The sequence below is a fragment of the Janibacter alkaliphilus genome (genome assembly GCF_013408565.1).
Lineage (GTDB): Bacteria > Actinomycetota > Actinomycetes > Actinomycetales > Dermatophilaceae > Janibacter > Janibacter alkaliphilus.
Map to the genome: position 1 here is coordinate 1959679 of NZ_JACBZX010000001.1, position 19698 is coordinate 1979376.

Consider the following 19698-nt stretch of genomic DNA (forward strand, 5'->3'; position numbering starts at 1 on the left):
GTGGAAGGGGGCGGGCGCCGTCGTTGCCGGGGCCTGTACACTGGCCGCCATGAGCAACCCGGTCCCGCAGCAGGGCTACCTCGCCCAGGCGCCGGTGCCCCCGCCGGCCGACCAGGGGCGGGCGTACTCCCTGCCCTCCCGGATCGTCACCCTCGCGCTGGCCGCGGTGGGCTCGATCGGGCTGGTGATCGCCGCCCTGTGGCCGGTGAGCAGCGTCGACAACGGCCAGAGCACCTGCCTGCTGCAGATGACCACCGGGCTGCCCTGCCCCGGCTGCGGGATGACCCGCTCGTGGGTGCACCTCGCCCACGGAGACATCTCCGGGGCCTTCGCGTACAACGCCTTCGGACCGCTGGTCATGGCCGCCACGGTCGCGGTCGTCGGGTACACCGCCTGGGCGCTGCTGCGACGCCGCCCGCCCGAGCGCTTCTTCGACCTCATCCGGCCCCGGCCGGTGCTCGTCCTCGTCGGGGCCTGGCTGGCCTACTCGACCTGGCGGATCGTCAGCCTCTCCCTCGGGTACGACACCTTCGCGCTGGTCGTCTCCTGACGCCCGCCCCCGTGGTCGGGGGGTCGCCACGGCGCCGCTACCATGGGAGCAGCCCCTGCCGCCGGAGACGAAGGACTCCCACCCGTGAGCTCGCTGAACGTCGAACTCGTCGCGGCCGACCGCAAGGTCTGGTCCGGCGAGGCCTCCATGGTCCGTGCCCGTACCGCCGAGGGTGAGATCGGCATCATGCCCGGCCACACCCCGCTGCTCGGGGTGCTCATCGAGGGCGACGTGATCATCCACGCCACCGAGGGCGGCGACCAGACCGCCCGGATCGACGGCGGCTTCCTCTCCGTCGACCACGACTCCGTGACGATCGTCGCCGAGACGGTGACCGACGCCGACGCCTGACCCGGTCATGTCCACCCTGCAGCTGACGGAGATCCTCCTCGCTGCGGGGTGCCTGCTGGTGCTGGCCTGGCTGGCGCTGATCCTGGTCCGCCGCCGTCGGATCGGGGCGCTCGGGCCGATCGCGCTGTGCGCGGTGCGTCTGCCCGGGCGGCCGCGCTGGCGGCTGGGTCTGCTGCGGCTGGGGCCCGAGGGGCTCGGCTGGTTCAGCGTCACCGGGGTGACCACGCGGCCTCGGCTGCTGTGGCCGCGCGACGACCTCGAGATCAGCACCCCGCAGGACGAGCAGGTCAGCGTGCCCGGCCTGGAGCGGCCGGTGGCGATCAGCCTGCACGGTCCCGCCGGGCACCTGGCCGACCTGGCCGTCGAGCGACAGGTCTACTTCACGGTGCGCTCCTGGCTGGAGTCCGCGCCGCCCGGGCACGGCGTCAACGTCGCCTGAGCCGAGACGCCCGGTCCGTCGCCGGGTCGACGCCGGGTCGACGCCGGAGGGCGGGGCGCGGCTCAGCCGCGGCGGCGCTCCGGCCGCTCCTCGCGCCCACCGCCGGGCTGCCACAGCACGTCGCCGCCGACCGCCAGGTTGGCGACCCGGGCCAGCACGAAGAGCAGGTCCGAGAGCCGGTTGAGATAGGTCGTCGTCAGCGGGTTGACCCCGCCGGTGCCCCGGTCGTCGGCCTCGTCCGTGCCGTAGGCCTCACGGGCCGCCCACGCCGACCGCTCGGCCCGTCGGACCACGGTCGTCGCCACGTGCAGCTGCGCCGCGGCCGGGGTGCCGCCGGGGAGGATGAAGGAGCGCAGCGGCTCGAGGCGCTCGAGGTAGCGGTCGCAGTCGGCCTCGAGCTCGTCGATCCACTGCTGGCGCACCCGCAGCGGCGGGTGCGGCGGGTCCTGGCGCAGCGGGGTGGACAGGTCGGCGCCGAGGTCGAAGAGGTCGTTCTGCACCCGGGTGAGGGTGGCGACGACGTCCTCGTCCAGGCCGCCGCCGGCCACGGCCACCCCGATCGCCGCGTTCGCCTCGTTGGCGTCGGCGTAGGCCGCCAGCCGCGGGTCGGTCTTGGCGGTGCGGGAGAAGTCGCCGAGCGCGGTGGTCCCCTCGTCACCGGTCCGGGTGTAGATCTTCGTGAGGTTGACCATGGGCCCATCGTCGCAGAGCGAGGGTGAGGCTCTGGCAGGCAGCGGCAGGGGGTCCGGCAGGTAGCGGGCGGCCCCGGCAGGCAGCGGCATCGTGATCCACTCGTGACGGGTTGGTGCTGCGTGGCCGATGTCACATCAGGCACAGTTGTCCCGACGGCAGACGCAGGGGACAAGGGGAACCCGTCATGAGTGCAGCAGCCATCCTCCTCGAGGAGGAGGCCACCACCACGGTGAGCATCACCGTGCCCTTCGACGTGCACCACGCGCCGGATCTGAGGCACCAGCTCATCGCGGCGATCCGCCAGGGGAGCGGGCCGCTGGTGATCGACCTGAGCGGGACGACGGTGCGCGACTCCACCGGCTTCGCCACCTTGCTCTCCTCGCACGTGCGGGCCTCGCACGCCGGGCGCGCGCTGCGCTTCTCCGGGGCCGACGCCCGCACCCGCCGGCTGCTGTGGCGCTCCCGCATGGGCCGCCTCCTCGTCGACTGACCGCGCCCCGAGCCTTTATCGGGTAACCCGATAAAGGCTCGTTCGCCGGGGAAGGCTTCTCCGGCATCCGAGCGGTTCTCCCACCCGCCGCCCGCGGGCCTGGCCGCCGCGCCCGTCCGCGCGTCCTGCGGGCCGACGTCCGCCCGCCTGTGGCCACTTTCACCCCCGGGCGAAGGGGGTGGGCCCTGCCGCTGGCGACCCGGCGCAGGTACCTTGCCCCTATGTCCGAGAGCACCGACGCCCCCACCCCCGCCGCCGAGGCGAGCCGCCCCGAGCGCGACCGACCGTGGGTGATGCGGACCTACGCCGGGCACTCCAGCGCGGCCGCCTCCAACGCGCTCTACCGGCGCAACCTGGCCAAGGGCCAGACCGGGCTCTCGGTCGCCTTCGACCTGCCGACCCAGACCGGCTACGACCCGGACCACGTGCTCTCCCGCGGCGAGGTCGGCAAGGTCGGCGTGCCGATCAGCCACATCGGCGACATGCGTCAGCTCTTCGCCGAGATCCCGCTCGGCGAGATGAACACCTCGATGACGATCAACGCCACCGCGATGTACATGCTCGCGATGTACCAGGTGGCCGCCGAGGAGCAGGCCGAGACCGCCGGTGAGCCGGTCGAGGAGATCGTGCAGCGGCTGGCCGGGACCACCCAGAACGACATCATCAAGGAGTACCTCAGCCGCGGGACGTACGTCTTCCCGCCCGGACCCTCGATGCGGCTGATCACCGATATGGTCAACTACACGGTCGAGGCCATCCCGAAGTGGAACCCGACCAACATCTGCAGCTACCACCTGCAGGAGGCCGGGGCGACCCCCGTGCAGGAGATCGCCTACGCGATGAGCACCGCGATCGCCGTCCTCGACGAGGTGCGCGCCAGCGGGGTGGTGCCGCCGGAGGAGTTCGGCAAGGTGGTCGCCCGGATCTCCTTCTTCGTCAACGCCGGCGTGCGCTTCGTCGAGGAGATGTGCAAGATGCGCGCCTTCGTCGAGCTGTGGGACGAGCTGACCCGCGACCGCTACGGGGTGACCGAGGCCAAGCAGCGCCGCTTCCGCTACGGCGTCCAGGTCAACAGCCTGGGCCTGACCGAGGCGCAGCCGGAGAACAACGTCCAGCGCATCCTCATCGAGATGCTCGCCGTGACGATGAGCAAGGACGCCCGCGCCCGCGCCGTGCAGCTGCCCGCGTGGAACGAGGCGCTCGGCCTGCCCCGGCCGTGGGACCAGCAGTGGAGCCTGCGGATGCAGCAGGTGCTCGCCTACGAGACCGACCTGCTCGAGTACGACGACCTCTTCACCGGCTCCACCGTCGTCGAGGCGAAGGTGGCCGAGCTCGTCGCCGGGGCGAAGGCGGAGATCGACCGGATCCAGGAGATGGGCGGGGCGGTGCCGGCGGTCGAGTCCGGCTACATGAAGTCGGCGCTGGTCGCCTCGCACGCCCTGCGCCGCCAGCGGATCGAGGCCGGCGAGGACATCATCGTCGGGGTCAACAAGTACGAGACCACCGAGCCGAACCCGCTGACCGCCGACCTGGACACGGCGATCCAGACGGTCGACGCCGGTGTCGAGGCCGCCGCCGTCGAGGCGGTCCGTGCCTGGCGCGAGCAGCGGGACGGCGACCCGGCCAAGCAGGAGCGCGCCCGGGCGGCGCTGAGCCGGCTCCAGGAGGCCGCCGGCACGGACGAGAACCTCATGGAGGCCTCGTTGGAGTGCGCCCGCGCCGAGGTGACCGTGGGGGAGTGGGCGCAGGCGCTGCGCGACGTCTTCGGAGAGTTCCGGGCGCCGACCGGGGTGAGCGGGTCGGTCGGGGTCGGTGACGGCGCCGACGCCAGCCTGACCGCGGTGCGCGAGCGGGTGCGGGCCACCGAGGCCGAGCTTGGCGAGCGGCTGCGGGTGCTCGTCGGCAAGCCCGGCCTGGACGGGCACAGCAACGGCGCCGAGCAGATCGCCGTCCGGGCACGCGACGCCGGCTTCGAGGTGGTCTACCAGGGGATCCGGCTCACCCCCGACCAGATCGTCTCGGCGGCGGTCGCCGAGGACGTCCACCTCGTCGGCGTCTCGATCCTCTCCGGGTCGCACATGGAGCTCGTCCCCGACGTCATCTCCGGCCTGGCCGACCAGGGCGCGGACGACCTGCCGGTCATCGTCGGCGGCATCATCCCCGAGTCCGACGCCGCCCGGCTCACCGAGATGGGCGTCGCCGCCGTCTTCACGCCGAAGGACTTCGGGCTCAACGACATCATGTCCCGCTTCGTCGAGATCATCCGCGCCTCGCGCGGTCTGCCGGCCGAGGTGGGCGAGGCCGTCACGGCGGGCTGACCCTGCCGCCGCCGGGGTAGGTTGAGCCGGTGGACGAACGGATCGCTGCCGCCGCGGAGCTCTTCAAGGTGCTCTCCTCACCGGTGCGCCTGCGGGTCGTCCACGAGCTCACCGAGGGACCACGCAGCGTCGCCGAGCTGGCCGCGGTCGTGGAGGCCTCGCCGACCCTGATGTCCCAGCACCTGCGGGTGCTGCGGATGGCCGGCCTCGTCGACGCCGAGCACGAGGGTCGGCAGCGGCTCTACCGGATCGCCGACGAGCACGTGACGCACATCGTCCAGGACGCCGTCCGGCACGCCGCCGAGGACTGAGCACCCGGTGGGTCTGCACTGCGCCGCCGTCGTGATCCTCGCCCGGGTCGAGGAGCTGCGCGCAGACCTGGTCCCGGACGCTGCTCCAGGGTCGGGACGGCTGGACGACGAGCGGATCGCCGCGGTGGCGTCGTTCGGGCCCACGGGCGAGCAGGCGGCACGGCTGGCGATCCAGCTCGAGGTGCCTCACGAAGCGCTGGTGGACGAGCCGTCGGCGCTGCAGGAGCTGGCCGACCGGTATCGCGGGGAGGGCGTGCTGCTGCTGGTCGGCGGTGCCGACCTGCCCCGGTGCCTGGCCCTGGTGGCCACCCGGCTGCCGCGTCGTCTCGAGGTCGACGACGACGGTGTCCGCGTCCTCGCCTGACCGGCCGACGACCGCGGCCCGGGTGCACCCACCCGGGCCGCGGACGTGGCCCGTCGGTCCTCGTCAGCCGGCCGCGTCCCGGCCCCGTCCCCGCCGACGGACCATGGCCACGGCGGCGGTCAGCCCGGCGACGCTCCAGGTCGCGACGACGGCCCACAGCCCCCAGCCCAGGTCGGGCGCCCACAGCCGCAGCTGCGCCGAGGTGTAGCCGAGCAGCGAGGGCGCCACCAGGGCGAGCGCGGTCAGCAGGACGCCGGCGACGAGGACGAGGACCCGGGTCGGCGTGCCCCGACGCAGCGCGGCCAGCGCGGCCAGGACGCCCACGACGCTCAGCCCGAGCACCGCGAAGGGGGCGCCGGCCAGCACCGGGTCGGCGCCGCTGCGCTGCGGCTGCTCACCGTCGAGGATGCGCTGCACGTCGCCGGCGACGTCGTAGAGGGCCCCGGCCCGTGCCTCGCTGTAGCTGTTCGCCAGCACGACGACCGCCCGGTCACGCTCCGGCTGCACCCGCACGTGGCTGAAGTAGCCCGGGGTCGCGCCGGTGTGCTCCACCAGGCTGTGGCCGTCCTGCTCGCCGACCCGCCAGCCGTAGCCGTAGGCGTCGCCGCTGCCGGTCTGCACCCGCGCGGTGTGCAGCTCGGCCAGGGTCGCCTCGTCGATCCCGCCGCCACCGAGCTGGGCGCGGGCCCACGCGGCGGCACCGTCGAGGTCGGTGCCGAGGTAGCCGTAGGGGGCGCCCGAGGTGTCGTAGCGGGTGTCGAAGGCGACCGGTCGGCCGAGCACCTGGCGGTGCCCCGGCGGCAGCGCCTCGGCAGAGGCCTCGTCGGCGACCACCTGCTCCACCCCGGCGGGGGCCAGCACCCGGTCGGTGACGACCTCGGCGAAGGGCGCCCCGGCCTGCTCCTCGACGATCGCCCCGAGCAGCAGGTAGCCCAGGTCGCTGTACTCGTAGCCGGCGCCGGGGTCGCGGGCGAGGGTGACGTCGTCCAGTCCGGTCGCCTGCCGCTGCAGGGCGCCCGACGCGGTGTCGAAGCGGTCGGCGTGAGCCAGCCCGTCGGCGGTGGTCAGGCCGGCGGTGTGGGTGAGCAGCTGCTGCACCGTGATGTCGTCGGCGCGCTCGTCGGCGATGCCGTGCTCGGGCAGCAGGTCACCGAGCCGGTCGTCGAGGGTGAGCTCGTCCGCGGCGGCGAGGTCGAGCACGGCGGTCGCGGTCACCGACTTCGACACCGACCCGAGGAGGAAGGGGGTGCTCTCGCTCATCGCGGCGCCGTCCCCGTCCTCCGCGATCATGTGGGTGCCGACGCTGTCGCCGTCGACGACGGCGACGGCAAGTCCGGGCAGCTGCTGGTCGTCGGCGACCTGCTGCAGGTAGGCCCGCACGTCGGTGCCGGCCTCGGCCGGCTCGGGCGCGGCGGCGGCCGGTGGGGCGAGCAGGAGGCCCAGGCCGGTGGTGGCGAGGGCGGTCCGGGCGCCGGTACGGAGGGTGGCGAGGGGGCGGGGTGCAGGGGTCGCGGTGTCCATGCCCCTACGCTTCCGTCGCGCCGCTGCCGGGGCACTGGTGCCCGGCCCCGAGCGCACCGGCGGGATACCCCACCCCGGCGGCGCGGCGGCCCCCCCGTCAGAAGAGCCGGGTCTCGCTGGAGTCGATGCCCTTGAGCTGGTCGTAGTCGAGGACGACGCAGCGGATGCCGCGGTCCTCGGCGAGGGTGCGTGCCTGCGGCTTGATCGCCTGCGCGGCGAAGACGCCGGTCACCGGGCGCAGCGCCGGGTCCCGGTTCATCAGCTCGAGGTAGCGGGTGAGCTGCTCGACCCCGTCGATCTCGCCGCGGCGCTTGATCTCGATGGCGACGCTGCCGCCCTTCGGGTCCCGGGCCAAGATGTCCACCGGACCGATCGCCGTCATGAACTCCCGGCGGACCAGGCTCCACCCGTCGCCGAGGGTGGTGATGTGCTCGGCCAGCAGCGCCTGCAGGTGCGCCTCGACCCCGTCCTTGACCAGGCCCGGGTCGACACCGAGCTCGTGGGCGGTGTCGTGGTGGACCTCGTGGATCTTCACCCGCAGCCGGTCCTCGGACTTGGCGTGCTGGACGTTCCACACGCTGAGCACGCCCTCGGCGGCGTCCTCCTCGTCCGGCTCCACCTCGGCCATCGCGCACGGCGGGGACATCCAGTTCAGCGGCTTGTACGAGCCGCCGTCGCTGTGCACCAGCACCGAGCCGTCGGCCTTGACCAGCAGCAGCCGGGTCGCCAGCGGCAGATGGGCGGTCAGCCGGCCCTCGTAGTCGACGCTGCAGGTCGCGATCACCAGACGCACGGCGGCCACCCTACGTGCCGCCGGTGGTGGTGACCATCACGCCCGGATGCCCTCCCGAACCGGCGGCGTGGTTGGGAGACTCCCGCCATGCCTACCAACGATGCCAAGGCGCTCGCCGACGCCCTCGTCTTCCCCTACCTCAACCACGCCGCCTCGATGTACGAGGACAGCTACGCCACCCGGGAGGACGTCGACGCCGGCATGCGCTTCGGCTGCGGCCTGCCGCAGGGCCCGCTGGCCGTCATCGACGCCATCGGTGTGGATGTCGTGCGCGACGCCCTGGCCGCCCGGCACGCCGAGACCGGTGACGCGATGCACGCCCCGCGCCCGGTCCTGGACCAGCTGGTCGCCGAGGGACGCACCGGGCGGGCCGCCGGCCGCGGCTTCTACACCTACGCCGAGGCCGGGTCCGAGGAGGTCGTCGCCGACGAGCTGACCCCCGCCCAGGGCGGCTCCCGCGACGGGGTCCGGGTCGTCGAGACCGTCGGGGTGGTCGGCTCCGGCACGATGGCTACCGGCATCGTCGAGGTCTTCGCGAAGGCCGGCTACCCGGTCACCTTCGTCGCCCGCAGCCCGGAGAAGTTGGACGCCGTGCAGGCCCGGATCGAGAAGTCCCTGGCCAAGGCGGTCGAGCGCGGCAAGCTCGACACCGGCGAGGCCGACGCGGTGCGCGGCCGCCTGACCGGCTCGACCGAGCGCGAGGCGCTCGGCGACGTCGACCTCGTCGTCGAGGCGATCGCCGAGGACCTGGAGATCAAGACCCAGCTCTTCCGTGACCTGGACCGGATCTGCAAGCCGGGCGCGGTGCTGGCCACGACCACCTCCTCGCTGCCGATCACCGACCTGGCCGCGGCCACCTCGCGCCCGCAGGACGTCGTCGGGATGCACTTCTTCAACCCGGCCCCGGTGATGAAGCTCGTCGAGATCGTGCGCACCGAGCAGACCGGTCAGGACGTGCTGGACACGGTCGCCGACCTGTGCGCGAGCACCGGCAAAGTGGCGGTGAGCTGCGCCGACCGGGCCGGCTTCATCGTCAACGCGCTGCTCTTCCCCTACCTCAACGACGCGGTCAAGGCGCAGGAGGCCGGGCACAGCGACCACGACGCGATCGACGGCGCGATCACCGAGCACTACGGGTACCCGATGGGCCCCTTCGCCCTGCTCGACGTCGTCGGGCTGGACGTCTCGCTGGCGATCCAGCGCGAGCTGCTCGAGGAGTTCGGCCACGAGGGGCTGCAGCCCGCGCCGACCCTGGTGTCGCTCGTCGAGGCGGGCAAGCTCGGCCGCAAGACCGGCGAGGGCTTCCGCACCTACTGACGCTCGCCCCTGGCCCCCTTCACCCCTTGCTCGCAACTGCCCGGGCAATTCACGTCCTTGGTTCGCAACTGCCCGGGCAATTCACGTCCTGGCTCGCAACTGCCCGGGTAAATCACGTGGTTGCCGGCAACTGCCCGGGTAAATCACGTGGTTGTTGGCAATTGCCCGGGTAAATCACGTGGTTGCTGGCAACTGCCCGGGTAAATGCGGATCAGGTGGGCATCTGCCCGGGCAGGGTCTGGCCAGGAGGCGCGAAGGGGGAGGATGGTGGCATGCCCCGGGCCAACCGCCGCCGCGACGAGCAGCGACCGCTGAGCATGCGGGGCGTGCACGGCACGCTCGAGCACGTCACCTGGGGCGGGCGTCGTTGGGCGGTGCGCCGGTTGTCCGGGAGCACCTCGCTGCGCACCTACCGCTGCCCTGGCTGCCACCAGCCGATCTCGCCCGGCACCGCGCACGTCGTCACGTGGCCCGACGACGGCCTCGGCAGCATCGACGACCGGCGCCATTGGCACGCGTCGTGCTGGCGGGCGCGCCGGGGCTGACCAGCACGCCGAGCCGCGCGCCCCAGCCAGACACGCACAGCGCGCGCACGACAGTCCTAGGAATGTCCTCGAGGACCGCGCGCGCGACCGGTCCGGGGAGGCTGTCCTAGGACTGTCCAACCTCTGGGGGAGCGGCATGACGAAGGGGGTCGCCACCCGGTGCGGTGGCGACCCCCGTCGGCGTGGGGAGCGGGCGGCTCAGGCGTTGCGGAAGCGGTTGATCTCCTGCTCGAAGCCGGAGCGCTTGTCGGCGTTGGTGACGCCCAGGCCCGCCTCCGGGGCGAGGGTGAGCACACCGACCTTGCCCTGGTGCAGGTTGTGGTGGACGTCCAGCGCCGCCTGGCCGACCTCCTCGAGCTGGTAGGTCTTGCTCAGCGTCGGGTGGATCAGCCCGCGGTTGATGAGCTCGTTGGCCTCCCAGGACTCGCGGTAGTTCGCGAAGTGGCTGGAGACGATGCTCTTGAGGTTCATCCACAGGTAGCGGTTGTCGTACTCGTGCATGAAGCCCGAGGTGGACGCGCAGGTGACGATCTTGCCGCCCTTGCGGGCCACGTAGACCGAGGCGCCGAAGGTCTCCCGGCCGGGGTGCTCGAAGACGATGTCGACGTCGTGCCCGCCGGTGAGCTCGCGGATCTTCTTGCCGAGCCGCTGCCACTCCTTCGGGTTCTGCTTGGTGCCCTCCTCGTTCCAGAACTGGAAGCCCTCGGCGCGCCGGTCGATGATCAGCTCGGCGCCCATCTGCCGGCAGATCTCGGCCTTGTCCGGCGAGGAGACGACGCACACCGGCTCGGCGCCTGCGGCCAGCGCCATCTGGGTGGCGTAGGAGCCCAGACCGCCGGAGGCGCCCCAGATGAGCACCCGGTCGCCGAGCTTGAGCGCGGCGCCGTTCTTGGAGATCAGCTGCCGGTAGGCGGTGGAGTTCACCAGGCCGGGGGAGGCGGCCTCCTCCCAGGTGAGGTGGTCCGGCTTCGGCATGAGCTGGTTGGCCTTGACGATGGCCAGCTCGGCCAGGCCGCCGAAGTTGGTCTCGAAGCCCCAGATCCGCTGCTGCGGGTCCATCATCGTGTCGTCGTGCCCGTCCGGGTCCTCGAGCTCGACGGAGAGGCAGTGCGCGACGACCTCCTGGCCGGCGTTCCACTTGCTCACGTGGCTGCCGGTGCGCAGCACGACGCCGGAGAGGTCGGAACCGACGATGTGGTACGGCAGGTCGTGGCGCTTGGACCAGTCGTTGAGCCGGCCGTAGCGCTCGAGGAAGCCGAAGGTGGAGACCGGCTCGAAGATCGAGGTCCAGACGGTGTTGTAGTTGATCGCGCTGGCCATGACCGCGACCAGCGCCTCGTCCGGGGCGAGCTCGGGGATCGGCACGTCGTCGATGTGCAGCGACTGCCGCGGGTCCTTGTCCCGGCTGGCCACGCCCTCGAACATGTCGACCTCGTCCTTGTGGACGGTGGCGGCCCGGTAGGACTCCGGGAGGGCGATGCCGGCGTAGGTCTGCTCGCTCCGGTCGCCGGACATGATGGCGTCGCGGATGGTGTCCATCGTCATGCTGGGTGGGCTCCTCGGCCTGCTCGTGGGGTGGTCTGGGGCGCTCGGCGGCGCCCATCGGGTCAACCTAGCGACGCGCCCCGGGGCGCGGTACTACCTGAGAGGGCAGTCACCGGGTGACGTGTCTCTCAGTGCGCGCCCGTCCGCTCGCTGCTCGCTCAGTGGCCGTCGGCGGACGGCTCGACGAGCTCGACGAGGATGCCGCCGGCGTCCTTGGGGTGGATGAAGTTCACCCGCGACCCGGCGGTCCCGCCCTTCGGGGTGTCGTAGAGCAGCCGCAGCCCGCGCTCGCGCAGCGTCGCCCCCACGGCGTCGATGTCCTCGACGCGGTAGGCGAGCTGCTGGATGCCCGAGCCGTTGCGGTCGAGGAACTTGGCGATCGTCGACTCCGGGGTGAGCGGGGCCAGCAGCTGGATGCACGAGCCGGAAGAGCCGACCTTCATCATCGCCTCGCGGACGCCCTGCTCCTCGTTGACCTCCTCGTGGGCCAGCTCCATGCCGTAGGTGTCGCGGTAGAAGGCGATGGCGGCGTCCAGGTCGGGCACGGCCACGCCGACGTGGTCGATGTGGGTGAAGAGATCGGTGCTCATGCCCGCACCGTAGCCGTCGCCGGCGCCGCTGTCGGAGGCTGCGTGGCCCACGCCACCCGGTGACCCCTTCGGCCGCGGCGCTGGCGTCGCTACAGTGGCGAGCAGTGCACCGGCGCCGTCCGTCGGTGGTCCCGAGCACCCTGTGGAGGCATCGTCATGTCCGACCGTCCCGTGTCCGTCATCGTCGCCGGCGCGCGCACCCCGATGGGTCGCATGAGCGGCTCGCTGAAGGACTTCTCCGGCTCCGACCTCGGCGGGTTCGCCATCAAGGCCGCGCTGGAGCGCTCCGGCGTCGCCCCCGAGGACGTCGACTACGTCGTCATGGGCCAGGTGCTCACCGCCGGCGAGGGCCAGATCCCCGCCCGCCAGGCCGCGGTCAAGGCCGGCATCCCGATGAGCGTCCCGGCGCTGACCGTGAACAAGGTCTGCCTCTCCGGCATCGACGCCATCGCCCTGGCCGACCAGCTGATCCGCGCCGGCGAGTTCGACATCGTCGTCGCCGGCGGCCAGGAGTCGATGACCAACGCCCCGCACCTGCTGCCCAAGAGCCGCGACGGCTACAAGTACGGCGACGTGACGGTCAAGGACTCGATGGCCTTCGACGGGCTGCACGACATCCTCACCGACCAGGCGATGGGCTCGCTCACCGAGACCTGCAACCAGGCGGGGGAGCAGTTCTCCCGCGAGGAGCAGGACGAGTTCGCCGCCCGCAGCCACCAGAACGCCGGGAAGGCCTGGGCGAACGGGGTCTTCGCCGACGAGGTGGTCCCGGTCGAGGTGCCCCAGCGCAAGGGCGACCCGAAGGTCTTCGACACCGACGAGGGCGTGCGCGCCGACACCACCGCCGACTCCCTCGGCAGGCTGCGGCCCGCCTTCGCCAAGGACGGCACCATCACCGCCGGCTCCGCCTCGCAGATCTCCGACGGTGCCGCCGCGGTGGTCGTCATGAGCAAGGCGAAGGCGGAGGAGCTCGGCCTGGACTACCTGGCCGAGATCGGTGCGCACGGCGTCGTCGCCGGCCCCGACTCCACCCTGCAGGCGCAGCCGGCGAACGCCATCGAGACCGCCTGCGCGAAGGAGGGCATCTCCGCGCAGGACCTCGACGTCGTCGAGATCAACGAGGCCTTCGCCGCCGTCGGCCTCGCCTCGACCAAGCAGCTGGGCCTGGACCCGGAGAAGGTCAACCCCAACGGCGGCGCCATCGCCATGGGCCACCCGCTGGGCATGTCCGGCGCCCGGATCACCCTGGCGCTGGCGCACGAGCTGAAGCGCCGCGGCGGCGGCGTCGGCGCGGCCGCGCTGTGCGGCGGCGGCGGCCAGGGCGACGCGCTCATCGTGCGCGTACCCACCGACGCCTGAGGTGCCGGCAGCCACGCGAGCGCGCGCGGTCGACGTCCCCGCCCTGGTCGAGCAGGCCAGGGCGGGGACGCCGCGCGCCGTCGCCCGGCTGCTCTCCCTGGTCGACCACCAGCACCCGGCGCTGCCCGAGGTCATGGCCGCGCTGGCCCCGCTGGCCGGCCGGGCGCACGTCGTCGGGCTGACCGGCCCGCCGGGGGTCGGCAAGTCGACGACGACGAACGCCCTGGTCCGCGAGCTGCGCGAGCGGGGGCGGTCGGTGGCGGTGCTCGCCGTCGACCCCTCGTCCCCCTTCTCCGGGGGTGCGCTGCTCGGGGACCGGATCCGGATGCAGGACGCGACCGGCGACCCAGGAGTCTTCATCCGCTCCCTGGCCAGCCGGGGTCACCTGGGCGGTCTCTCGGTGTCCACGCCGCAGGCGATCCGGGTGCTGGACGCCGCCGGCTTCGACATGGTCCTCGTCGAGACGGTCGGGGTCGGCCAGTCCGAGGTGGAGATCGCCGGCCTGGCCGACACCACGCTGGTGCTGCTCGCTCCCGGCGCCGGCGACGGGATCCAGGCGGCGAAGGCGGGGATCCTCGAGATCGGCGACGTCTTCGTCGTCAACAAGGCCGACCGCGACGGCGCCGACGCCACCGTGCGGGACCTGCGGCACATGATCCAGATGGGCGACCGCAGCGCCCCCGGCCTCTGGCGGCCCCCGGTGGTGCGGGCCTCGGCGATGAACGGCGACGGCGTCGTGGAGGTGCTCGCCGGCATCGGCGACCACCTCGCCTGGCTGGCCCGGGGCGGCGAGCTGCACCGGCGCCGGGTGGCCCGTGCCCGGGACGAGGTGGAGGCGCTGACCGTGGCGCGGCTGCGTGCCCGGATGGGGGACCTGGGCGACGGCGGACGGCTCGACGAGCTGGCCGCCGCGGTGGTCTCCGGCCGTGGCGACCCCTACGCCGCGGCCGAGGAGATGCTGCGGCGGCTGAGCGGCGCCGAGGGCGAGGAATCCTCGGACGTCAGTAGCCCTCGGACATCCTGATCTCGTCGTAGTTCATGTCGTAGATCGCGTAGCAGTCCGCGGTCTCGGTCTGCCCGGCGGTGACGTAGCCGACCGAGCAGGTGGTCTCGTCGACCACCTCGCCCTGGTTCATGAAGTAGAGGTTGACGTAGAAGGTCTCGTCCGTGGTGCCGGTGTTGCGCACCTGGACGTCGATCGGCTCGCCGTAGGCGTCGATCGACCAGCCCGACTGCACCTCGGCGTCGCCGAGGGAGACCTGCTGGCCCTCGGTGACCGGCGTGGCCGCCTGCGCGGCCGAGCTGCTCGAGGCCGAGTAGTCGTCGGTCATGTCGGTGTAGATGCTGCCCGACTCGTCAGCCACCCAGGCGGCGAAGATCACCCCCGCGCAGCAGCAGATGATGATGACGCTGGCCAGGCCGCCGACGATCCACCAGATCGTGTTGCTCCGCTCCGGCGGCGGCTGCTGCGGGTAGCCGTAGGCCGGGTAGCCCGGTGGCGGCGCCCCTCCCGGCGGGTAGCCGCCCTGACCCGGCGGCGGGTAGCCCGGCGGACCGGGCGGCGGGTAGCCGCTCACGTTGCCTCCCCTGCGACATCGGCTGTGCTGGCGCCACTGTAGCCCGCGGGCACCGGGCGGACCATGGTGTCGTCACGGTCGGCCCAGCGCGGTCACGGCTGACGTCCAGGCAGAGCCCCTAGGCTGAAGGGCGATGAACGACCAGACGAGAGCCGAGGGCCCCGGTCTGATCGGTGGCCGCTACGAGACCCGGCGGTCCATCGGTCAGGGCGGCATGGGCACCGTGTGGCTGGCCACGGACACCGTCCTGGGCCGTCAGGTCGCGGCCAAGCAGATCGGCGCCTTCCCCGGGGAGACCCAGGGCGAGACCCGCCGGGCGATGCGCGAGGGACGGGCCTCGGCGGCCCTGAACCACCCCAACGTCGTCGGCGTCTACGACGTGGTCGAGCACGAGGGCACCCCGTGGCTGGTCATGGAGTACGTGCCCGGCCCGACCCTGTCCGAGGCGGTGCGCCAGCGAGGGCCGATGACCCCGCGAGGGGCGGCCGACCTCGGCGCCCAGCTGGCCGGGGCGCTGGCCGCCGCGCACCGCGCCGGGATCGTGCACCGGGACGTCAAGCCGAGCAACGTGCTCATCGGCGGCGGCCGGCCCAAGCTCGGCGACTTCGGGATCGCCCGCAGCGGCAGCGACGACCAGCTCACCCAGACCGGCCTGGTCACCGGCACCCCGAGCTACATGGCCCCGGAGGTCGCCGAGGGCTACGAGCACACCGCCGCCGCCGACCTGTGGGCGCTCGGGGCGACCCTCTACTTCGCCGTCGAGGGCCGCGACGCCTACCCGGCCCAGGGCAACCCGCTGGCGACGCTGCGCCAGGTGGCCACCCAGACCCCGCGTCGTCCCGACCGGGCCGGCCCGCTGGAGCCGGTGCTGCGTCGGCTGCTCGCGCACGACCCGGCCGAGCGGGGCGGGGTCGACGAGCTCCGGCAGCGGCTCGAGGCGATCGCCGACGGCCGCGCGGCCGGGCCCGAGCTGGTGGCGCCGGCAGCGGGTGGTGCCGCGGGCGCGGCCGGTGCGGGTGGCGCAGCGGGTGCGGCGGCCGCCGGTCCGGGGGGCTCGGGTGGCGGCCCGGTCCCGTCCGGCGCGAGGCCTCGCGGCCCGGGCGATCCCGACGCCGGTGGCCGCCGGCGTCGCTGGTGGGTGGCCGCGCTGGCCGCCGTGCTCGCCCTGGTCGTCGCCGGGGGAGCGGCCCTGGCCTGGCAGGGCCAGGACGAGCAGACGGCCACGTCGAGCTCGACCACGCCGACGAGCGAGGTCGAGCCGAGCACGACGACGACCACCCGGACGGAGACGACCACCGCGACGCCGACGTCGCAGAGCAGCTCGAGCAGCAGCTCCAGCAGCTCCTCGTCGAGCGCGTCCTCGTCGTCCTCGGCCGAGCCGGACTTCCCGCAGGCCGAGGTCAGCGGCTTCGTCACCACCCACTTCGCCACGGTCACCGAGGACCCGGACCAGACGTGGGGCTCGCTGACCGCGGACATGCGCCAGGCCGCGGGCGGCAAGCAGGCCTACGTCGACTTCTGGGAGGGCATCGAGTCCGTGTCCGCCTCGGACGTCGAGGTGGACGAGGACACCGGGCAGGTCGACCTCACCCTGACCTACACCCCGGTGGACGGCGAGCGCACGGTCGAGCCGAAGCAGCTGGTGCTGGAGCGGCAGGCCGGGGAGCTGAAGATCGACTCCGAGCGGGCCCGCTGAGCCCAGCAGCTCGGCGCTCTCCGCCGGGGCGGTCTCGTCGCGCCCCCGGCCCGGGCGGCTGGCTACGCTGAGGAGCATGCTGCTCGCCTTCTCCATCGCCCCGTCCTCGCCCGGTGCCGACGGCTCGTACTCCGCCGCGGTCGCTGACGCGGTCCGCATCGTCCGGGAGAGCGGTCTGCCCTCGCGCACCGACGCGATGTTCACCACGCTGGAGGGGGAGTGGGGCGAGTGCATGGCCGTCGTCGAGCGTTGCGTGCAGGCGATGGCCGCGCACGGCGACCGGGTGAGCCTGGTGATGAAGGCGGACATCCGCCCCGGCGCGGCCCCCGGCCAGCTCACCGCCAAGGTCGACCGCGTCGAGCAGCAGCTGGGCTCCACCACCTCCTGACCCCACCCACCTCACCTGTCTCCCCTTTATCGGGTTACCCGATAATGCGCCGGTCACCCCAGAAGGCTTCCCCGGCACGCGAGAGGTTCTCGACATGGCGTCGCCGACCGGGCGCGAAGGGAGCTCCGAGTCGCCGAGCGTGCACGAAGGGTGACCGACGCGACTCGTGACCAATTTGTGACCTTCGGTGTTCCTTGGGACAGTGGTAGACGCGCGCCGTCGCGCGCCTCCCTGCCTCACCCTCAAGGAACCTCACCGTGCGTACCCTCGTCCTGCGCGTCTCCGGCGCGCTCGTGGCCCTGCTGGGCCTGGCGCTCGCCGGCCTCGGCGCCTGGCTGCTGAGCAGCCTCGGCACCTCGGGGACGGCGACCTTCACCGCCGAGCCCGAGGCCGACGTCGTCGTCCTCGACCCGCAGGTGCTCAACCGGGTCGACTCCCCGATGTCGGTCACCGTCTCCTCCGAGCCGGGCGCGCGGCTGTGGGCCGGCGTGGCCCGCCCCTCGGACGCCGGACCCGCGCTCGGGGACGGCGCACGCACCCGCATCGGGCCGGCCGACGTGAGCGACTGGAGCCTGGGCACCACGGAGGAGGGCAGCGGCGAGGCGAGCGACCCCACGGCCGCCGAGGTGTGGCAGCGCGCCAGCACCAGCGACGGCTCGATCACCGTGACCATCGACCAGGCCGAGGCGCCGCAGACGCTCGTCGTGGCCGCACCCCAGGGGCAGCAGCTCGACGAGGTCGAGATGAGCACCACCGACGGCAGCTGGGGAGCCTGGGCGATCGGCCTGCTCGTCGGCGGCATCGTGCTCGTCCTGCTCGGGCTGGGCCTGCTTCTTCTGGCTCGCCGTGGCCGCGCGAAGGGTGCCGGCGAACCGTCCGACCCACCTGTGCGCCGCGGCAGCAGCGTCTACGTCCCTGCGGAGGAGACCCCGTGACCACCCGACGCGCCCGTCCCCACCGTCGCTCCCGCCCCCTTCTGGCCCTCGTCTGCGCCCTGCCCGTCGCCCTGTCCGGCTGCGGGCTGGCCGCCGACGTCGCCGGGGTCCACGACGCGCCGACCGAGCAGGGGCGTGGCGGCGCGGTCACCCGCGAGGCGGCGCAGGAGATCGCCGCCCGGGTGCTCGGCGAGGCCCGCACCGCGCGCGGTGACGGCGCCACCGCCGAGGACCGCCGCTCGGTGCTCATGGGGCCGGCGCTGCGCGAGGCCGACGCCGCGGCCCGGGCCAGGAGCACCGCCAGCCCCAGCGAGGCGGTGCAGCCGCAGGTGCTGGCCGTCAGCGAGGGCACCGGCTGGCCGCGCACCATCGTGGCCACCACCCGCACCGACGAGGAGCAGCGGCTCTACGTGCTCGTCTCGACGTCGGCCGAGGGCGCCTACCGCCTCTTCGCCGACGTCCAGATGGCCTCCGGTGCCGCGGTGCCCGGCCTCGCCGACCCCGCGCAGGGCTCGCCGGTCCGGATCAACGGCACCCCCGGCGACGCGGTCGAGACGGCGGTGACGGGCTGGAGCGAGGCCGTGGCCTACCCGGCGCCGAGCACCCGGCCGAGCGGGGTGTCGGTGGCCGACGAGTTCTCGACCGCGCTGCGCACCAACGCCGAGCAGCAGGCCGAGGAGCTCGACGGGCTGGCCGAGTACACCCAGGAGCAGCAGCGTCAGGAGGCGACCATGGTCAGCATCGGCCTCGCCGACGGTGGCCGGCTGGCCTTCGTCCCGATGACCCGGACCGACACCCTCACCGCCGGTGAGGAGCTGCAGGAGCTGACCCTCGAGGACGCCGCGACCCGGCGGCTGGCCGACACCGAGTCCATCTCGCAGGAGCTGACCGTCGAGCACGCCGAGACCCTCGCGGTGCACGTCCCGAGCGAGGGCGCCGCGCGGGTGGTCGGGGCCAGCGAGCAGATCGAGAGCGCCGAGGGCAGCTGAGGCAGCCACCCCGGCCCGTCCCCTTCTAGCGAAGGGGGGCTCAGACGCGGGCCAGCACCTGGCCGTGCGGGACGAGGAACCACCCGTCGGGATGACCCGCCCAGGCCCGCCAGGTCTGCGAGATCTCCTCGAGCTCGCCGCTCGTGGCCGCCCCGATCGCGCGGGCCGTCTCGGCCAGACGCGAGGGGAGGACGCGCTCGGCCCACATCCCGCCCCACCAGGCACGGTCGGCCGGGTCGACGAAGCACCACGTGTCTGCGCTGGCCGTGACGTCGGTCAGCCCGGCCTCGCGGGCCCACACGTGCAGCCGGCGCCCGGCGTCCGGCTCGCCGCCGTGGTGGCGCGCGACGGCCTGGTAGACCTCGAGCCACCGGTCCAGCCCCGGCAGGCGCGGGTACCAGGCGAAGGCGGCGTAGTCGCTGTCCCGGACCGCGACCAGCCCGCCGGGCCGGGTCACCCGGGCCATCTCCCGCAGCGCCAGGACCGGGTCGGCGACGTGCTGCAGGACCTGGTGGGCGTGGGTGACGTCGTAGCCGTCGTCGGCGAGCTCGAGCGCGTGCACGTCGCCCACGACGACGTCCGCGTCGACGTCACGGGCGAGCAGCTCGGCCCGGGCGATCTCCACCGCCTCGTCGGTCTGCTCCAGCGCGGTGACCCGTCCGGGGGCGACGAGCTCGGCGAGGTCGGCGGTGAGGGTGGCCGGGCCGCACCCGACGTCGAGCAGCCTGTCGCCGGGGGACAGGTGCGCCAGCAGGTAGCCGGCCGAGTTCTCGGCGGTGCGCCACCGGTGCGAGCGCAGCACGCTCTCGTGGTGGCCGTGGGTGTAGGTCGCCATGGGGCTGACCGTACGGGCGGTGCGGGTCGGACGGGGCGGGTGAGTGCGCGGCGTCGAGAAGGTCTCGGTCCACGGACAAGCCTTCCCCGGCG

22 protein-coding genes are annotated in these 19698 nt (G+C 73.4%); 15 read left to right on the forward strand and 7 right to left on the reverse strand.

Annotated elements, in window-relative coordinates:
- Positions 1–49: 49 nt before the first annotated feature.
- The 3 genes from BJY28_RS09530 to BJY28_RS09540 all read left to right on the forward strand — a co-directional run bounded on the left by BJY28_RS09530 (position 50) and on the right by BJY28_RS09540 (position 1340).
- Positions 50–550 carry a DUF2752 domain-containing protein gene (locus tag BJY28_RS09530; RefSeq protein WP_179462798.1) on the forward strand — a complete coding sequence of 167 codons (501 nt, stop codon included), beginning with the start codon at positions 50–52 and terminating at the stop codon, positions 548–550.
- Positions 551–634: 84 nt separating this feature from the next.
- Positions 635–901: a F0F1 ATP synthase subunit epsilon gene (locus tag BJY28_RS09535; RefSeq protein WP_179462799.1), complete on the forward strand. Its 267-nt coding sequence runs from the start codon at positions 635–637 to the stop codon at positions 899–901.
- Between the two features lie 7 nt (positions 902–908).
- The gene (locus tag BJY28_RS09540; protein ID WP_179462800.1) at positions 909–1340 is read left to right on the forward strand and encodes a DUF2550 family protein; all 432 of its coding nucleotides are present in this window, start codon (positions 909–911) and stop codon (positions 1338–1340) included.
- A 62-nt stretch (positions 1341–1402) separates the two neighbouring features.
- Here BJY28_RS09540 and BJY28_RS09545 read toward each other — a convergent pair whose 3' ends face one another.
- Positions 1403–2032 (reverse strand): cob(I)yrinic acid a,c-diamide adenosyltransferase, encoded by a 630-nt coding sequence (locus tag BJY28_RS09545; protein ID WP_179462801.1) that lies wholly within the window; start codon positions 2030–2032, stop codon positions 1403–1405.
- A gap of 185 nt (positions 2033–2217) precedes the next feature.
- Between BJY28_RS09545 and BJY28_RS09550 the strand changes: the two genes are divergently transcribed.
- The 4 genes from BJY28_RS09550 to BJY28_RS09565 all read left to right on the forward strand — a co-directional run bounded on the left by BJY28_RS09550 (position 2218) and on the right by BJY28_RS09565 (position 5516).
- The gene (locus tag BJY28_RS09550; protein ID WP_179462802.1) at positions 2218–2523 is read left to right on the forward strand and encodes an STAS domain-containing protein; all 306 of its coding nucleotides are present in this window, start codon (positions 2218–2220) and stop codon (positions 2521–2523) included.
- A gap of 293 nt (positions 2524–2816) precedes the next feature.
- Positions 2817–4841 (forward strand): protein meaA, encoded by a 2025-nt coding sequence (locus tag BJY28_RS09555; protein WP_246313726.1) that lies wholly within the window; start codon positions 2817–2819, stop codon positions 4839–4841.
- A gap of 29 nt (positions 4842–4870) precedes the next feature.
- A complete protein-coding gene (locus tag BJY28_RS09560) occupies positions 4871–5152 on the forward strand; it encodes a metalloregulator ArsR/SmtB family transcription factor (protein WP_179462804.1) in 282 nt (93 codons plus the stop codon).
- Between the two features lie 7 nt (positions 5153–5159).
- On the forward strand, positions 5160–5516 hold the full coding sequence (locus BJY28_RS09565) for a hypothetical protein (protein ID WP_179462805.1): 357 nt from the start codon (positions 5160–5162) through the stop codon (positions 5514–5516).
- 63 nt (positions 5517–5579) lie between these two features.
- On the opposite strand, the gene BJY28_RS09570 is transcribed toward BJY28_RS09565, so the two are convergent.
- Positions 5580–7037: a serine hydrolase domain-containing protein gene (locus BJY28_RS09570; protein WP_179462806.1), complete on the reverse strand. Its 1458-nt coding sequence runs from the start codon at positions 7035–7037 to the stop codon at positions 5580–5582.
- A gap of 97 nt (positions 7038–7134) precedes the next feature.
- The gene (gene nucS, locus BJY28_RS09575) at positions 7135–7830 is read right to left on the reverse strand and encodes an endonuclease NucS (RefSeq protein ID WP_179462807.1); all 696 of its coding nucleotides are present in this window, start codon (positions 7828–7830) and stop codon (positions 7135–7137) included.
- An 87-nt stretch (positions 7831–7917) separates the two neighbouring features.
- Between nucS and BJY28_RS09580 the strand changes: the two genes are divergently transcribed.
- Positions 7918–9147, forward strand: a complete 1230-nt coding sequence (locus BJY28_RS09580) for a 3-hydroxyacyl-CoA dehydrogenase family protein (protein WP_179462808.1) — start codon at positions 7918–7920, stop codon at positions 9145–9147.
- Between the two features lie 272 nt (positions 9148–9419).
- Positions 9420–9692, forward strand: a complete 273-nt coding sequence (locus tag BJY28_RS09585) for a hypothetical protein (protein ID WP_179462809.1) — start codon at positions 9420–9422, stop codon at positions 9690–9692.
- Positions 9693–9890: 198 nt separating this feature from the next.
- Here BJY28_RS09585 and ccrA read toward each other — a convergent pair whose 3' ends face one another.
- Entirely contained in the window at positions 9891–11231 is a 1341-nt protein-coding gene (ccrA, locus tag BJY28_RS09590; RefSeq protein ID WP_179464046.1) for a crotonyl-CoA carboxylase/reductase, read from the reverse strand.
- Positions 11232–11395: 164 nt separating this feature from the next.
- Positions 11396–11827 carry a methylmalonyl-CoA epimerase gene (mce, locus tag BJY28_RS09595; protein WP_179462810.1) on the reverse strand — a complete coding sequence of 144 codons (432 nt, stop codon included), beginning with the start codon at positions 11825–11827 and terminating at the stop codon, positions 11396–11398.
- Between the two features lie 156 nt (positions 11828–11983).
- Between mce and BJY28_RS09600 the strand changes: the two genes are divergently transcribed.
- Positions 11984–13186 (forward strand): acetyl-CoA C-acetyltransferase, encoded by a 1203-nt coding sequence (locus tag BJY28_RS09600; RefSeq protein WP_179462811.1) that lies wholly within the window; start codon positions 11984–11986, stop codon positions 13184–13186.
- Position 13187: 1 nt separating this feature from the next.
- A complete protein-coding gene (meaB, locus tag BJY28_RS09605) occupies positions 13188–14210 on the forward strand; it encodes a methylmalonyl Co-A mutase-associated GTPase MeaB (RefSeq protein ID WP_179462812.1) in 1023 nt (340 codons plus the stop codon).
- Here the strand turns inward: meaB and BJY28_RS09610 are convergent.
- Positions 14188–14763, reverse strand: coding sequence for a hypothetical protein (locus BJY28_RS09610; protein WP_179462813.1), 576 nt, complete (start codon positions 14761–14763; stop codon positions 14188–14190). The genes meaB and BJY28_RS09610 overlap by 23 nt on opposite strands.
- A 133-nt stretch (positions 14764–14896) precedes the next feature.
- On the opposite strand from BJY28_RS09610, the gene BJY28_RS09615 reads away from it, so the two are divergent.
- The 4 genes from BJY28_RS09615 to BJY28_RS09630 all read left to right on the forward strand — a co-directional run bounded on the left by BJY28_RS09615 (position 14897) and on the right by BJY28_RS09630 (position 18771).
- Positions 14897–16459, forward strand: a complete 1563-nt coding sequence (locus BJY28_RS09615; protein WP_179462814.1) for a serine/threonine-protein kinase — start codon at positions 14897–14899, stop codon at positions 16457–16459.
- 76 nt (positions 16460–16535) lie between these two features.
- A complete protein-coding gene (locus tag BJY28_RS09620) occupies positions 16536–16847 on the forward strand; it encodes a thiamine-binding protein (RefSeq protein ID WP_179462815.1) in 312 nt (103 codons plus the stop codon).
- Positions 16848–17104: 257 nt separating this feature from the next.
- Positions 17105–17782 (forward strand): hypothetical protein, encoded by a 678-nt coding sequence (locus tag BJY28_RS09625; protein WP_179462816.1) that lies wholly within the window; start codon positions 17105–17107, stop codon positions 17780–17782.
- Entirely contained in the window at positions 17779–18771 is a 993-nt protein-coding gene (locus BJY28_RS09630) for a DUF8094 domain-containing protein (protein ID WP_179462817.1), read from the forward strand. Before BJY28_RS09625 ends, BJY28_RS09630 begins: the two co-directional genes overlap by 4 nt.
- A gap of 40 nt (positions 18772–18811) precedes the next feature.
- Here the strand turns inward: BJY28_RS09630 and BJY28_RS09635 are convergent, their stop codons facing one another.
- Complete coding sequence (locus BJY28_RS09635) at positions 18812–19606, reverse strand: methyltransferase domain-containing protein (protein ID WP_179462818.1); 795 nt, start codon at positions 19604–19606, stop codon at positions 18812–18814.
- Positions 19607–19698: the final 92 nt, after the last annotated feature.